Here is a 13,703-nt window from a genome sequence, read left to right on the forward strand (position 1 = left end):
GAGCTAATTGTCAGACACCGGGCTACAATGCCGTCTCGACAAAGCGATGCGCGGTGGGAGTGACAGCATGGAATGCAAAGTAAGCTGGATGGGACAAGACGGGATGGCGTTCGCGGCCGAGACGGGCAGCGGTCATCTGGTCGCGATGGACGGCGCACCCGAGGGTGGCGGACGCAACCTCGCGCCGCGTCCGATGGAAATGGTGCTGCTTGGCACCGGCGGCTGCACCGCCTACGACGTCGTGATGATCCTGAAGAAGAGCCGCCAGGAGATTGCCGGCTGCTCGGTGACGCTGAAGGCCGAGCGCGCAAGCGAAGATCCGAAAGTGTTCACGAAGATCCACTTCCACTTCACGGTGACGGGCAAGAATCTGAATCCGGCGACTGTCGAGCGCGCAATCAATCTGTCGCATGACAAATACTGTTCGGCGTCGATCATGATCGCGAAGACCGCCGAGCTCACGCATTCGTTCGACATCGTCGCGCTCTGAGCAAGATAGCGATAGCGGCCACGGCCGCCATCCGCGCCCCAAAATGAAAGAGCCGGCGTCCCAACGGACGCCGGCTTTTCTTATTCAGCGGCAAAGCAGGCCGATAAGCCGGATTCTGTGCACACGCCGCGTCCGGAGACGCGACGCGCGTGGCAGCCATTCCTCTAGGCGCGCCATTACTGACGCGCTCAAGCTTCCTACCCGCAGACGAGACGGGGGCCCCGTCCTGCATCGCGAAGATGCGCGCCTGCCTACTTGGAATTGCTCCGGGTGGAGGTTACCGTGCCGGTCTGCCTTGCGACAGCCGCGGTGCGCTCTTACCGCACCGTTTCACCCTTACCTGATCCCGGCTTGCGCCGGGCCATCGGCGGTTTGCTTTCTGTTGCCCTGTTCCGCGTGTCGCCACGGATGGCCGTTAGCCATCACCCTGCCCTGTGGAGTCCGGACTTTCCTCGCCCTCGTTGGCCGAAGCCGTCGAGGCCGCGACTGCCTGGCCTGCTTTGCTGGCGCGGATTTTAACACCGAACGCAAAAGCGCCTAGCGCTTGCGCCGCCCCGCTCGGAACACGGTCGTGTCGTCGTAGAACGCGGGTGATTCGTTCTCGGGCCACCAGCCCGGAATGCCGAGCACCGGCAGCGGTGCGAACAGGCGGCTCGTCAAAGCGTCGGTGCCGAGCACCGCCGTGCTGACCACTTCATCGAGCCAAGCGTCGCGCGCCGGGGTGTCCCAATCGAAATATTCGGCCGGAACGTCGACGATCCACGCATGGCCGGTGCAGCCCTTGAATGGCGCGATCAGCTTTTCCAGCAGCGCATGACCGAAGCAACGTACTTCGCAGGCGCGCCCCCATGCATCGCGCCGTGCGACGAACAGCGTTTGCCAGTCGAAACCACGTAGCGCGGCGCTCAGCGCAGGATCGGCGCAAGCGAACAGCAGCGCATTTTCGTCGAACAGAGTCAGCATGTCGCGCACGCCGCCACGCGTCGGGCCGACGCCGCGCACGTCGAGTTCCGCCGACTGGCGCGCGTTCAACGCCGCCTTGATGCGCGGAAAGGCGAACCACATCGAACCGTTGAAGAAGTCGTGCAGATTGTGGCGCGTCGGCACGCAACCGGTCGACGCGATATGCCCCTCGTACGCGGCGCCCGGTGGCAGATCGTCCTGCGCGATAAACGTGAGACGCTGGCCGCGGCCGGTGCTCTGTTGCATCTGGGCCGCGTCGGCATTCATCGCGGCGAGCAGGTCAGCGTAGCCGGTCAGCGCGGCTTGCTGCCAACGCTGACCGCGTGCGGCGAATTGCGCGAACCACGGCGCCGACCAGTCGATTGCGGCGAAGCCTGCTGGCACAGGCTCGGGTGAAATGCCTCGCGCAGCTTTGGCCGCGGCTTCAAGCGCTAGCGCGAAGCCCGCGTTCGCCGCCACATCAATATTGGCAGTGCGCTGCCCCGCCTCACGCTCGGGCATCTGCCGTAGCCTCAAACGAGACGCCAGCCAATCGATTCGCCGCCGCGCAGCGGCACGACCGGCGTATCACCAGCCGGCAGCTCCGCCGGTAGCGTCCATTCCTCACGACGCAGCGTGATCTTCTCCGCATTGCGCGGCAGACGATAGAAGTCCGGCCCGTGAAAGCTCGCGAAGCCTTCGAGCTTGTCGAGCGCGCCGGCCTTGTCGAATGCCTCGGTGTAGAGCTCGAGCGCGTGCAGCGCGGTGTAGCAACCCGCGCAGCCGCACGCGTGCTCCTTCAGTCCCTTCGGATGCGGCGCGCTGTCGGTGCCGAGGAAGAAACGCGGATCGCCCGAGGTCGCGGCCTCGACCAGCGCGACGCGATGCGTCTCGCGCTTGAGCACCGGCAGGCAGTAGTAATGCGGACGGATGCCGCCCTGGAAAATCGCATTGCGGTTGTATAGCAGATGGTGCGCGGTAATCGTAGCTCCTAGCAGTTCCGGCGCGACGCCCGCTTCGCGGACGTAGTCGGCCGCGTCCTTCGTCGTGATGTGCTCGAACACGACCTTCAGCGCCGGAAAGGCGCGGCGCAGCGGCATCATCACGCGGTCGATGAAGACCTTCTCGCGGTCGAACAGATCGATGTCCGAATCCGTCACCTCGCCGTGCACGAGCAGCGGCATGCCGACTTCCTGCATCACTTCCAGCGTATTCGCGCACTTCATCAGATCGGTGACGCCCGCGTCGGAGTTCGTCGTCGCGCCCGCCGGATAGAGCTTCACGCCGTGCACGAAGCCGCTCTCGCGCGCGCGGCGGATTTCGTCGGGCGGCGTATTGTCGGTCAGGTACAGCGTCATCAGCGGCTCAAATTTCGCGCCCTCGGGAATCGCGGCGATGATGCGCTCGCGATACGCCTTCGCCATCCCGGTCGTCGTGACCGGCGGCTTCAGGTTCGGCATGATGATCGCGCGGCCGAACTGGCGCGCGGTGTCAGGCAGCACGGCCGCGAGCATCGCGCCGTCGCGCACGTGCAGGTGCCAGTCGTCCGGGCGGACCAGCGTGACGGAATCGGGGGAAACGTTGGAAGCAGTCATGGCAGGAATACGAGACTTCGCGCGCCCCGCTGATCGACCGGTCAAACCGCGTTGTAGCGGCCCAAACACACGTCAATTTTGCTATTTGGCGTCTTCGGCTCGGTGATATGCTTGGAAAATCATCATTGTAACGGCTCGCTCCGTTCACAGGCTCACCCGCAACATGTGCCAACTTCTCGGAATGAACTGCGCCGCGCCGACGGACGTCACGTTTTCCTTTACCGGCTTTGCGGCGCGCGGCGGCGTCACCGATCACCACGCCGACGGCTGGGGCATCGCCTTCTTTGAAGACAAGGCCTGCCGCCTGTTCATCGATCATCAATCGTCGGCCACCTCGCCGATCGCCGAGATGGTCAAGCGCTACCCGATCAAATCGAAAAACACGATCGCGCACATCCGCAAGGCGACGCAAGGGCACATCCTGCTCGAAAACTGCCACCCGTTCATGCGCGAACTGTGGGGACGTCACTGGATCTTCGCGCATAACGGCGATCTGCAGGGGTACGCGCCGGAGTTGAACGGCGTGTATCAACCGGTCGGCACGACCGACAGCGAACTCTCGTTCTGCGCGTTGCTGCAAGGTTTGCGCAAGGCTTTTCCGGGCACGCAGCAGCCGCCGCTTGACGAGCTGTTCGGCGCGCTCGAGGCGCTCACGCGTGAAATCACGCAATACGGCGTGTTCAATTTCCTGATGTCGAACGGCCAGGCGCTGTTTGCGCATTGCTCGACGCATCTGCATTACCTCGTGCGTCACTGGCCGTTTTCGACCGCGCATCTGGTCGACGCAGACGTATCGATCGACTTCGCCAAATACACGACGCCCGAAGACCGCGTCGCAGTCATCGCGACCAAGCCGCTGACCGACAACGAAGTGTGGACCGCGTTCAAGCCTGGCGATCTGCTGATGTTCCGGCATGGCGAAGTGATCGGCCAGGTCAATATCCCGGTGCCGGACTCGGTGCTCGAAAAGCTGCGCAATCCGGCCCTCGATGCATCTGCATCGGCGACGACGATCGCGGCGTCGAACGGCGCGCAGCCGGTGAGCACGCGCGGAACCACGCTTTCGCCCGACAGCGAAACCGATCTCGAAGCCGCGGATGATGCGGCGGCGTTCGAGTCATGAACCGCTGACGTCGCCCTCAGCCAGGCAACAAAAAGCCGCTCCATGGAGCGGCTTTTTCTCATCCCCATGCAAGCCTCGGCAACGAGGCCCGCGCAGCGAAGCTCAGTGCAGGATCTTCGCGAGAAAGTCCTTCGCGCGATCCGACTTCGGATTCGCGAAAAAGTCTTCCTTGCGGTCGTCTTCGACGATCAAGCCCTTGTCCATGAAAATCACGCGATGCGCGACCTTCTTCGCAAAGCCCATTTCGTGCGTCACGCACATCATCGTCATGCCTTCCTGCGCGAGTTCGACCATCACGTCGAGCACTTCGTTGATCATCTCCGGGTCGAGCGCCGAAGTCGGCTCGTCAAACAGCATCGCGATCGGGTCCATGGACAGCGCTCGCGCAATCGCCACGCGCTGCTGCTGACCACCGGACAGCTGCCCCGGATACTTGTCCGCATGCGCGCGCAGACCGACGCGATCGAGCAGCTTGAGGCCCTTCGCGGTCGCCTCGTCGTTCGAGCGGCCGAGCACCTTGACCTGCGCGAGCGTCAGGTTCTGCACGATAGACAGATGCGGGAACAGTTCGAAGTGCTGGAACACCATGCCGACCTTCGAGCGCAGCTTCGACAGATTGGTTTTCTTGTCGGTCAGCGACTGACCGTTGATGACGATCTCGCCCTTCTGGAACGGCTCGAGGCCGTTGACGGTCTTGATCAGCGTGGACTTGCCCGAGCCGGACGGCCCGCACACCACGACCACTTCGCCCTTTTTGACTTCCGTCGTGCAGTCGGTCAGCACCTGGAAATGGCCGTACCACTTCGAAACATTCTTGATAGAGATCATCTTGCGACCTTTTTCTGAAGACTTTTGACGAGGCTCGACGCGATAACGCAGATCACGAAATAAACCGCACCCGCGAACAGTACCATCTCGACATTCGTGCCGTCACGATCGCCAATATTCGTGGCCGTGCGGAAGAAGTCGGCGAGGCTGATCACGTACACGAGCGATGTATCCTGAAACAGCACGATCCCTTGCGTGAGCAGCAGCGGCACCATCGCGCGAAACGCCTGCGGCAGCACGATCAGACGCATTGCCTGCCCATAGGTCATGCCGAGCGCGAACGCCGCGTTGACCTGGCCGCGCGGCACCGCCTGAATGCCGGCGCGGATGATTTCCGAATAGTACGCAGCCTCGAACAGCGAGAACGCGACCATCGCCGAGGCGAGCCGGATGTCGATGTCGGCCGACAGACCGAGCACGCTTTGCAGCACCTGCGGCACGATCAGGAAGAACCACAGGAGCACCATCACGAGCGGGATCGAACGGAACAGCGTCACGTAGCCCTGCGCGAACCATGCGAGCGGTTTGACCGACGAAAGTCGAAACATCGCGAGAATGGTGCCCCAGATGATGCCGAACACGATCGCGACGAGCGTGATCTTGAACGTGATGATCGCGCCGGTCCACAGCGTAGGCAGTGCACCCGGAATACCGCTCCAGTCGAAATGATGCATCACTTGCCTCCGATATAGCCGGGCAGCCGGGACTTCGCTTCGAACCAGCGCATCAGTAGCATCACGATCACGTTGATCAGCATGTATGCGACCGTGACCGCGATGAACGACTCATAAGTTTGCGACGTGTAGTCGACCAGCTGACGCGCCTGCGCGGACAGATCGAGCAGACCGATCGTCGAGGCAACCGCTGAGTTCTTGAAGATGTTCAGAAACTCGGATGTGAGCGGCGGCACGATGATCCGGTACGCGACCGGCAGCAGCACGTAGCGATACGTCTGCCATTGCGTGAAGCCCACCGCGAGACCGGCCGCGCGCTGGCCGCGCGGCAACGCGTTGATGCCCGAGCGCACCTGCTCGCACACCCGCGCGGCGGTGAAGAGGCCCAGACACACGATCGACGCCGAGAAGAACTGCGCGCTCGGCGGCAATTGCTTGAACCAGGTGCCGATCGACACGGGCAGCAGCTCCGGTATCACCAGATACCAGATGAAGAACTGCACGATCAGCGGAATGTTACGGAAAATCGCGACGTAGACGGTGCCGACGCCCGACGCCCATTTGTTCGGCACCGTGCGCAGCACACCGAACAGCGAGCCGACGATCAGCGCGATCACCCATGCCGACAGCGACACGGTGACCGTCACCCACAGCCCCGAGAGCAGCCAGCCCAGGTAGGTGGTCGGCTCGCCCGTGGAGACGGGACTCAGCAGAATGCCCCAGTTCCAGTGATATGACATGACCAAGACTCCGGCAAAAAGAAACGGAAGAAGCGCGTGGCCCCTTCCGTTCCGTTCAGCGTTTCGAAAGTGTCGAAAAAGCAGCTAGGGTTTAGTCGATTGCCTTGTCGTTCGGATTCTTGAACAGCGCACGCATGTCGTCGCTCATCGGGAAGTTCAGGTTCAGGCCCTTCGGCGGGATCGGCGATTCGAACCAGCGCTTGTAGATCGTTTCGCCTTCGCTCGACAATTGAACCTTCGCGATCGCGTCGTCGGCGACCTTCTTGAAGTCGGCGTCGTTCTTGCGCAGCATGCAGCCATAAGCCTCACGCGATTGCGGCGTGCCGACGATCACGAAATCGTTCGGGTTGCTCGACTTGGCGCGCTCGCCGGCGAGCAGCGCGTCGTCCATCATGAACGCCGCGGCGCGGCCCGTCGACAGCGTCAGGAACGACTCGCCGTGATCCTTTGCGCTGATGATGTTCATGCCCATGCTCTTGTCCTGGTTCATCTTGCGAAGCAGGCGCTCGGACGTGGTGCCGGCGGTCGTCACGACCGTCTTGCCCTTCAGGTCAGGGAAGTCCTTGATACCGGAATCTTTCTTGGTCATCAACCGCGTGCCGATCACGAAGATCGTGTTCGTGAAGGCAGCCTGTTGCTGGCGCTCGAGGTTGTTCGTGGTGGAGCCGCACTCGATGTCGACCGTGCCGTTCTGCACGAGCGGAATACGGTTCTGCGACGTGACCGGCACGAGCTTCACCTTCAGGTTCGGCATGTTCAGCTTCTGCTTGACGGCCTCGACGATCTTCATCGCGTAATCCTGCGAGTAGCCGATCACGTTCTGCTTGTCGTCGTAATACGAGAACGGGATCGACGACTCCCGATGGCCCAGCGAAATGACGCCGGTATCCTTGATCTTTTTCAGCGTCCCCGAGTCTTGCGCATGCGCGCCAACCGTAAACAATCCGAGAGTGGCGAGCAACAGTGCAGCTTTTTTAACCTTCATCTTGATCTCCTTGGCAAGAACCGGCGCCAGTGTAACAAAGTAATTTTTCTGAAAGTATTCCTATTAACCATGCTGTTGCGCGCACGCCGCGATGGGCCCGCGGCACGGTCGCACCGCCGTTTCGCAGATACGAGAAGGCGGGCGGCATCGATAGGATGCCGCCCGCCGGTCAAACACGCCGTCTTGTGGACCGCGCTGATGCACAAAATTTCGACGGTTTCGCCTCCCGGCCCGGATACGGGCCGCGTCACCGCCGCTTCCAACAAGATAGGACAGGGTCCATCAGGGATACAAGCCGCGCATCTCGCGCGCTTGCAAAATCCGCTTACACGCGACGATGAACGCCGCCGTGCGCACCGACACGTTCTGCTCGCTCGACACCTGCCACACCGCCGCGAACGCTTCGCGCATCACGCGCTCGAGGCGCTCGTTGATTTCGTCCTCGGTCCAGAAGAAGCTCGAAAAGTCCTGTACCCATTCGAAATATGACACTGTCACACCGCCCGCATTCGCGACCACGTCCGGAATCACGAGGATGCCGCGATCGTGCAGGATGTCGTCGGCCGCCGTGGTGGTCGGGCCGTTCGCGCCCTCGACGATGATCCTGGTCTTGATCTTGCCTGCGTTCTTTTCGGTGATCTGGTTTTCCAGCGCCGCCGGAATCAGGATGTCCGACTCGACGGTCCAGAACTCATCACCGGTGATCGCGTCGGCTTCAGGGAAACCGCCGACGCCGCCCTTCTTCGCGACGTAGTCGAGCAGCGCGACCGCGTCGATGCCGGTGGACTTGTACACCGAGCCGGTGTGGTCCTGCACCGCGACGACCTTCGCGCCCGCTTCCTGGAACAGACGCGCGGCGATGCCGCCGACGTTGCCGAAGCCCTGCACCGCAATACGCGCGCCTTCGATATCGAAACCGATGCGGCGAGCCGCTTCGCAGCCCACCACGAACACGCCGCGGCCGGTCGCCTCGCGGCGGCCGAGCGAGCCGCCGAGCGTGATCGGCTTGCCGGTCACGACGCCGGTGGCCGTCTGCCCCTGATTCATCGAGTACGTGTCCATCATCCACGCCATGATCTGCTCGTTCGTGTTCACGTCCGGCGCGGGGATGTCGGTATTCGGTCCGATGATGATGCCGATCTCGCTCGTGTAGCGGCGCGTCACACGCTCGAGCTCGCCGCGCGACAGCGTGCGCGGATCGACGCGGATGCCGCCTTTCGCGCCGCCGTACGGCACGTTCACCGCCGCGTTCTTCACCGACATCCACGCGGACAGCGCCATCACTTCGGAGAGCGTAACGTCCTGGTGATAACGTACGCCGCCCTTGCCCGGACCGCGCGACACGTTGTGCTGCACGCGATAGCCCTCGAAGTGCGCGACCGTGCCGTTATCGAGTTCGATGGGCACGTCGACGACGAGAATGCGCTTCGGGCGCTTCAGGGTTTCGAGCCAGCGGGACAGCGAGCCGAGGTAGGGCGCGACGCGGTCGACCTGGCGCAAGTAGTTGCCCCAGGGGCCGAGATCTTCTTTGTTGAGGTAGGAGGGAACGGACTGCAACGTTGAGGCGGCTTGTGCCGATTCTGCGGCTTGTTGCTGGGATGACATGAACGCTCCGGCGTTTGATCGAGTACGGGCATTGTGGAAAAACGCCGTATTGAAATCCAATGCCGTTTCCTCATCCGGTTATGTTTTTCTTGCATAACGTTCGGAAAGCCGCAAATTCGCGTCGCCGCGACGCAGGTTCGAGCTTCAGTTTTATGCCGCGTTTCAGGCGGCGCTTTGCCGGAGTTCCTCCGACACCACGTCCCACAACTGCCGCACGAGGATCTGGCGCGCGTCGTCGCTTTTCGCGGCGAGCTTGTCGCGGTACAGGCGAATCTCCATGCTGAGCGTCAGCTGCCCTTCGGGTGTGCCGCGCGTCGCGCGATCGAGGCGGATCAGCCGGCCTTCGGCCACCGCATCTTCGACTGCGCTATGCGGCAGAAACGCGATGCCGTGGCCGGCGAGCGCCATCGCCTTCAGCCCCTCGGCCATGTCGGTTTCGTAGAGCCGGTCGAGGTACAGGCGCTCCGGCGCGTTCGCGAGAATCACCTCGGTCATGCGCCCGAGGTACGCGTTCGGCGTGTACGACAGATACGGCGCGGGCGCGTCGGCCGAGCCAGGCAGCGTGTGACGCGGACGGCCCGCGCGGGCCGGCACCGAGAAGGGGCTGATCGGCTCGTGGCCGAGCGTCAGCATGTCGTAGCGCGCCGGATCGAGCGCGACCGGGTGGCTCGGATGGTGGTAGCCCATCATCAGATCGCAGCCGCCTTCGACCAGCGACAGCGCCGCATCGTGCACGTTCAGCGCGCGCAGCCGCGTGTGGATCGGGCCCATCTGCGCCTCGATGCGCTGCAGCCAGCGCGGAAAGTAAGTCAGCGACAGCGTGTGCGGGACCGCGAATTCGATCGTCGCCTGCGGCGTCGCCGTGTGGCCGCGCAGCAGCGCGCGCGCCTCGTGGAATTGCGACAGCATCGCGAGCGCCTGCTCGTTGAACACCTGCCCGGCCGCCGTGAGCCGCGTCGGATAAACAGAACGGTCGATCAGTTCCGTGCCGAGCCACGCTTCGAGCGCCTGGATGCGGCGCGAGAAAGCCGGCTGGGTGACGTGGCGCAGTTCGGCCGAGCGGCTGAAGCTACGTGTTTCCGCGAGCGAAATGAAGTCTTCGAGCCATTTCAGTTCCATGCGAGTGCGTTTGCCGGCGAGAGGGAAGAAGTCTGCATTCTAGCGGCGCGAAGTGTGACCGACGCATCCGGACGGGCGCATCGCATCACAGTGGTAAAATCCACGGTTCCCTCCGTTTCCGATCCGCTCGCTGAGCGCTCAGTGCCTTAACCCGCGCCTCAACCTGCGCCTCAACCCGGTCCTCATCATGTCCGACACCCGCCCCGACACCTTGTTCGCGCTGAACGCGCTCTCCCCGCTCGACGGCCGCTATGCCGCCAAAACCGAAGCCCTGCGCGACTGGCTCTCGGAAGCCGCCTTCATGCGCAATCGCGTGACAGTCGAAATCCACTGGCTGATCGCGCTGTCGCGCGCCGGCTTCGCCGAAGTGCCGCGCTTCTCCGACGCATCCGAGCAATTCCTGCTGCAATTGGCCGAGCGCTTCACCGCGCACGACGCCGCGCGCATCAAGGAAATCGAGCGCGTGACGAACCACGACGTGAAGGCCGTCGAATACTGGCTGAAGGAGTCGGTGAAGGGTCAGGAAGAACTGGAGCGCGCGAGCGAGTTCATTCACTTCGCGTGCACGTCGGAAGACATCAACAACACGTCGCACGGCCTGATGCTCGCCGGCGCGCGCGAACACGTGATCCTGCCGGCGCTGCGCTCGGTGCATCAACGCCTCGTCGCGCTCGCGCATGCGCAAGCCGCCCAGCCGATGCTGTCGCGCACGCACGGCCAGCCGGCCAGCCCGACCACGCTCGGCAAGGAAATCGCCAACGTCGCCGCGCGTCTCGCACGCGCGATCGAGCGTATCGCGAAGGTCGAGCTGCTCGGCAAGATGAACGGCGCGGTCGGCAACTTCAACGCGCACCTGTCCGCGTATCCGGAGTTCGACTGGGAAGCGTTCTCGAAGGACGTCGTCGAGAATCGCCTGAAGCTCACCTTCAATCCGTACACGATCCAGATCGAGCCGCACGACTACATGGCCGAGCTGTTCGATGCGATCTCGCGCGCAAACACGATCCTGCTGGATCTCGACCGTGACGTGTGGGGCTACATCTCGCTCGGCTACTTCAAGCAGCGCACCAAGGCCGGCGAAATCGGCTCGTCGACGATGCCGCACAAGGTCAACCCGATCGACTTCGAAAACTCCGAAGGCAACCTCGGCCTCGCGAACGCGACGCTGCGCCATCTCGCCGACAAGCTGCCGGTGTCGCGCTGGCAGCGCGACCTGACCGACTCGACGGTGCTGCGCAACATCGGCGTCGCGTTCGGCTACTCGCTGCTCGCGTACGACTCGCTGATCCGCGGCCTCGACAAGCTCGAAGTGAACGCACAGCGTCTGAACGAAGACCTCGACAACTGCTGGGAAGTGCTGGCCGAGCCGGTGCAAACGGTGATGCGCCGTTACGGCATCGAGAATCCGTACGAGCAGCTGAAGGAACTCACGCGCGGCAAGGGCATCACGCGCGAGGCGCTGCAGAGCTTCATCGGCGGCCTGGCGATTCCGCAGGACGCGAAGGACCGTCTGCTCGAAATGACGCCCGGCTCGTACATCGGCAAGGCCGTCGACCTGGCGAAGCGGATCGGCTGATCGGCTGGTCCAGCTTCGGCTCATAGAAAAAGCCGCTCCGAGGAGCGGCTTTTTTTTCGTCCCGCGTTCGAAACTGGAACGCGGGGGATCAAAGACTCAGCGCGCTTCGAGCTGCCTGAGCGCCTCGTCGACGATCTGCTCCGGCGTCAGATCGATGCTGACCGTGATCGCTTCGTCGTCACCCGGCTCTTCGAGCGTATCGAGCTGGCTTTGCAGCAGCGACGGATCGAAGAAGTGCCCGGTGCGATGCCCGAGACGCTCCGAGAGCACCTCGCGCGAACCCTTCAGGTAGACGAAGCACACGTCCTTGTCGCCGGCACGCAGAATGTCGCGATACGAGCGCTTCAGCGACGAACACGTGAACACCGCCGTCTCGCCCGCCTTCTGCTTTTCCTCGATCGCTGCGCGGATCGTCTTCAGCCACGGCCAGCGGTCTTCGTCGGTGAGCGGAATGCCGTGGTGCATCTTCTCCTTGTTCGCCGCGCTATGGAACGCGTCGCCGTCGGTGAACGTGCAATGCAGACGCGCCGCCAGCATTTCGCCAATCAGAGACTTGCCCGCGCCCGACACGCCCATTGCGATCAGAATCATTTGAAACTCCTTACAGGACCGCCGCGAGTGCGAAGGTCAGGGCCAGCCCCATTATCGAAATGATGGTTTCGAGGAGCGACCAGGTCTTGAAGGTCTGCACCACCGTCATGCCGAAATATTCCTTGATCAGCCAGAAGCCGCCGTCGTTCACGTGCGAGAAGATCAGCGAGCCCGAGCCGGTCGCGAGCACCATCAGTTCCGGCTTCACTTGCACCGCGCCCGCCGCCGCGATCGGCGCGACGATGCCGCAGGCGGTCGTCATCGCAACGGTGGCCGAACCGGTCGCGAGACGGATCATCGCCGCGACGATCCAGCCGAACAGCAGCGGCGACAGATGCACCGCGGTCGCAACGTTGGTGATTTCCTTCGAAATGCCGCTATCCAACAGCACGCGGCCAAAACCACCGCCCGCACCGACGATCAGTGTAATACCCGCGATCGGCGCCAAACACTCGCCGCAGAACTTCTGGATCTGCTCGCGGTTAAAGCCGCGGCTCGCGCCGAAGGTCCAGAAGCTGACCAGCACGGCCGTCAGCAGCGCGACGTCGGTGTTGCCGAAGAAGCGCAGCAGATCGTTCGGCAGCGTCTTCGGTTCGAATACCAGGTCGGCCCAGCTGCCGACCAGCATCAGGACCACCGGCAACAGGATCGTGGCCAGCGTGATGCCGAAGCCCGGCAGTTCGCGCTTGGGCGCGTTGGTTTTCACGCCGTTGCCGTTATTCGAGTCGTGACTGAGAAATTGCGCGGCAAGCGGATTTTCCTTCGGCAACTGGATATGGCGGCTCACCAGCAGCGCGAACAGCGGACCGGCGACAATCGCGCAGGGGATGCCGACGATCAGACCATAGGCGATCGTCTTGCCGATGTCCGCGTGATACGCCTGCACGGCGAGCAGCGCGGCCGGGTGCGGCGGAATCAGCCCATGCACGACGGACAGACCCGCGACCATCGGCAGGCCGACCAGCAGCAGCGATTTGTTGGTGCGCTTGGCGACGTTGAACGCGATCGGAATCAGCAGCACGAAACCGACTTCGAAGAACACCGGCAAACCGACGATGATCGCGACGACCATCATCGCCCAGTGAATGTGTTTTTCACCGAACCAGTTGATCAGCGTGGTCGCGACGCGCTCGGCGCCGCCCGATTCGGCCATCATCTTGCCGAGCATCGTGCCGAGACCGACGACGATGGCTATGTGGCCTAGCGTGTTGCCGTTACCCGTTTCGAACGATTTGACGATGGTCTGCATCGGCATACCGGCCACGAGGCCCAGCAGCAACGACACGATGATCAGAACGAGAAACGGATAGACCTTCAAGCGCGTGATCATGAAGATCAGCAACGCGATCGCGATCAACGCGTAGACGAGCAGCATGCTGCCGTGGGCAGATTCCATGAATCCCCTCCTTTGGTTTATTGATTTCAGAGTGCGGAT

At 62.9% G+C, this 13,703-nt stretch carries 13 protein-coding genes and 1 other RNA gene; 3 read left to right on the forward strand and 11 right to left on the reverse strand.

The genetic code is table 11. From position 1 onward, the window contains the following. Positions 1-67 precede the first annotated feature (67 nt). On the forward strand, positions 68-490 hold the full coding sequence (locus AB3X96_RS28925) for an OsmC family protein (RefSeq protein WP_026226035.1): 423 nt from the start codon (positions 68-70) through the stop codon (positions 488-490). Between the two features lie 88 nt (positions 491-578). Here AB3X96_RS28925 and rnpB read toward each other — a convergent pair. The 3 genes from rnpB to pyrC all read right to left on the reverse strand — a co-directional run bounded on the left by rnpB (position 579) and on the right by pyrC (position 3,027). Next, positions 579-992, reverse strand: an RNA gene (gene rnpB, locus AB3X96_RS28930) — RNase P RNA component class A. A 35-nt stretch (positions 993-1,027) separates the two neighbouring features. Then, positions 1,028-1,954, reverse strand: a complete 927-nt coding sequence (locus tag AB3X96_RS28935) for a DUF3025 domain-containing protein (RefSeq protein ID WP_368592402.1) — start codon at positions 1,952-1,954, stop codon at positions 1,028-1,030. An 11-nt stretch (positions 1,955-1,965) separates the two neighbouring features. After that, on the reverse strand, positions 1,966-3,027 hold the full coding sequence (gene pyrC / locus AB3X96_RS28940) for a dihydroorotase (RefSeq protein ID WP_368592403.1): 1,062 nt from the start codon (positions 3,025-3,027) through the stop codon (positions 1,966-1,968). Positions 3,028-3,190: 163 nt separating this feature from the next. Between pyrC and AB3X96_RS28945 the strand changes: the two genes are divergently transcribed. Then, positions 3,191-4,150 (forward strand): class II glutamine amidotransferase, encoded by a 960-nt coding sequence (locus AB3X96_RS28945; protein ID WP_368592404.1) that lies wholly within the window; start codon positions 3,191-3,193, stop codon positions 4,148-4,150. Between the two features lie 102 nt (positions 4,151-4,252). Here the strand turns inward: AB3X96_RS28945 and AB3X96_RS28950 are convergent, their stop codons facing one another. The 6 genes from AB3X96_RS28950 to AB3X96_RS28975 form a co-directional block, all read right to left on the reverse strand. Then, positions 4,253-4,978 (reverse strand): amino acid ABC transporter ATP-binding protein, encoded by a 726-nt coding sequence (locus AB3X96_RS28950; protein WP_176105077.1) that lies wholly within the window; start codon positions 4,976-4,978, stop codon positions 4,253-4,255. Beyond that, a complete protein-coding gene (gene gltK / locus AB3X96_RS28955; protein WP_176380894.1) occupies positions 4,975-5,652 on the reverse strand; it encodes a glutamate/aspartate ABC transporter permease GltK in 678 nt (225 codons plus the stop codon). The genes AB3X96_RS28950 and gltK overlap by 4 nt, the downstream gene beginning before the upstream one ends. Beyond that, complete coding sequence (locus tag AB3X96_RS28960) at positions 5,652-6,392, reverse strand: amino acid ABC transporter permease (RefSeq protein ID WP_368592405.1); 741 nt, start codon at positions 6,390-6,392, stop codon at positions 5,652-5,654. Before AB3X96_RS28960 ends, gltK begins: the two co-directional genes overlap by 1 nt. Before the next feature lie 91 nt (positions 6,393-6,483). Continuing rightward, positions 6,484-7,377, reverse strand: coding sequence for a glutamate/aspartate ABC transporter substrate-binding protein (locus tag AB3X96_RS28965; protein ID WP_176105074.1), 894 nt, complete (start codon positions 7,375-7,377; stop codon positions 6,484-6,486). Positions 7,378-7,659: 282 nt separating this feature from the next. Next, positions 7,660-8,982: a Glu/Leu/Phe/Val dehydrogenase gene (locus AB3X96_RS28970; RefSeq protein WP_368592406.1), complete on the reverse strand. Its 1,323-nt coding sequence runs from the start codon at positions 8,980-8,982 to the stop codon at positions 7,660-7,662. A 162-nt stretch (positions 8,983-9,144) separates the two neighbouring features. Continuing rightward, positions 9,145-10,101 (reverse strand): LysR family transcriptional regulator, encoded by a 957-nt coding sequence (locus AB3X96_RS28975; protein ID WP_184226466.1) that lies wholly within the window; start codon positions 10,099-10,101, stop codon positions 9,145-9,147. 187 nt (positions 10,102-10,288) lie between these two features. Here AB3X96_RS28975 and purB point away from each other — a divergent pair, with 187 nt between their 5' ends. Then, positions 10,289-11,677 carry an adenylosuccinate lyase gene (gene purB / locus AB3X96_RS28980; RefSeq protein WP_368592407.1) on the forward strand — a complete coding sequence of 463 codons (1,389 nt, stop codon included), beginning with the start codon at positions 10,289-10,291 and terminating at the stop codon, positions 11,675-11,677. A 96-nt stretch (positions 11,678-11,773) separates the two neighbouring features. Here the strand turns inward: purB and AB3X96_RS28985 are convergent, their stop codons facing one another. Next, positions 11,774-12,268 carry a gluconokinase gene (locus AB3X96_RS28985; protein WP_176121826.1) on the reverse strand — a complete coding sequence of 165 codons (495 nt, stop codon included), beginning with the start codon at positions 12,266-12,268 and terminating at the stop codon, positions 11,774-11,776. Positions 12,269-12,278: 10 nt separating this feature from the next. Beyond that, complete coding sequence (locus tag AB3X96_RS28990; protein WP_368592408.1) at positions 12,279-13,664, reverse strand: GntP family permease; 1,386 nt, start codon at positions 13,662-13,664, stop codon at positions 12,279-12,281. Between the last annotated feature and the right edge of the window lie 39 nt (positions 13,665-13,703).

It is taken from the genome of Paraburkholderia sp. BR13439 (assembly GCF_040948805.1).
GTDB classification, from domain to species: domain Bacteria; phylum Pseudomonadota; class Gammaproteobacteria; order Burkholderiales; family Burkholderiaceae; genus Paraburkholderia; species Paraburkholderia youngii.

Coding starts and splice junctions, on each gene's coding strand:
- AB3X96_RS28925 (WP_026226035.1), top strand. CDS start 68: ATGGAATGCAAAGTAAGCTGGATGGGACAAGACGGGATGGCGTTCGCG.
- AB3X96_RS28935 (WP_368592402.1), bottom strand. CDS start 1,954: ATGCCCGAGCGTGAGGCGGGGCAGCGCACTGCCAATATTGATGTGGCG.
- pyrC (WP_368592403.1), bottom strand. CDS start 3,027: ATGACTGCTTCCAACGTTTCCCCCGATTCCGTCACGCTGGTCCGCCCG.
- AB3X96_RS28945 (WP_368592404.1), top strand. CDS start 3,191: ATGTGCCAACTTCTCGGAATGAACTGCGCCGCGCCGACGGACGTCACG.
- AB3X96_RS28950 (WP_176105077.1), bottom strand. CDS start 4,978: ATGATCTCTATCAAGAATGTTTCGAAGTGGTACGGCCATTTCCAGGTG.
- gltK (WP_176380894.1), bottom strand. CDS start 5,652: ATGCATCATTTCGACTGGAGCGGTATTCCGGGTGCACTGCCTACGCTG.
- AB3X96_RS28960 (WP_368592405.1), bottom strand. CDS start 6,392: ATGTCATATCACTGGAACTGGGGCATTCTGCTGAGTCCCGTCTCCACG.
- AB3X96_RS28965 (WP_176105074.1), bottom strand. CDS start 7,377: ATGAAGGTTAAAAAAGCTGCACTGTTGCTCGCCACTCTCGGATTGTTT.
- AB3X96_RS28970 (WP_368592406.1), bottom strand. CDS start 8,982: ATGTCATCCCAGCAACAAGCCGCAGAATCGGCACAAGCCGCCTCAACG.
- AB3X96_RS28975 (WP_184226466.1), bottom strand. CDS start 10,101: ATGGAACTGAAATGGCTCGAAGACTTCATTTCGCTCGCGGAAACACGT.
- purB (WP_368592407.1), top strand. CDS start 10,289: ATGTCCGACACCCGCCCCGACACCTTGTTCGCGCTGAACGCGCTCTCC.
- AB3X96_RS28985 (WP_176121826.1), bottom strand. CDS start 12,268: ATGATTCTGATCGCAATGGGCGTGTCGGGCGCGGGCAAGTCTCTGATT.
- AB3X96_RS28990 (WP_368592408.1), bottom strand. CDS start 13,664: ATGGAATCTGCCCACGGCAGCATGCTGCTCGTCTACGCGTTGATCGCG.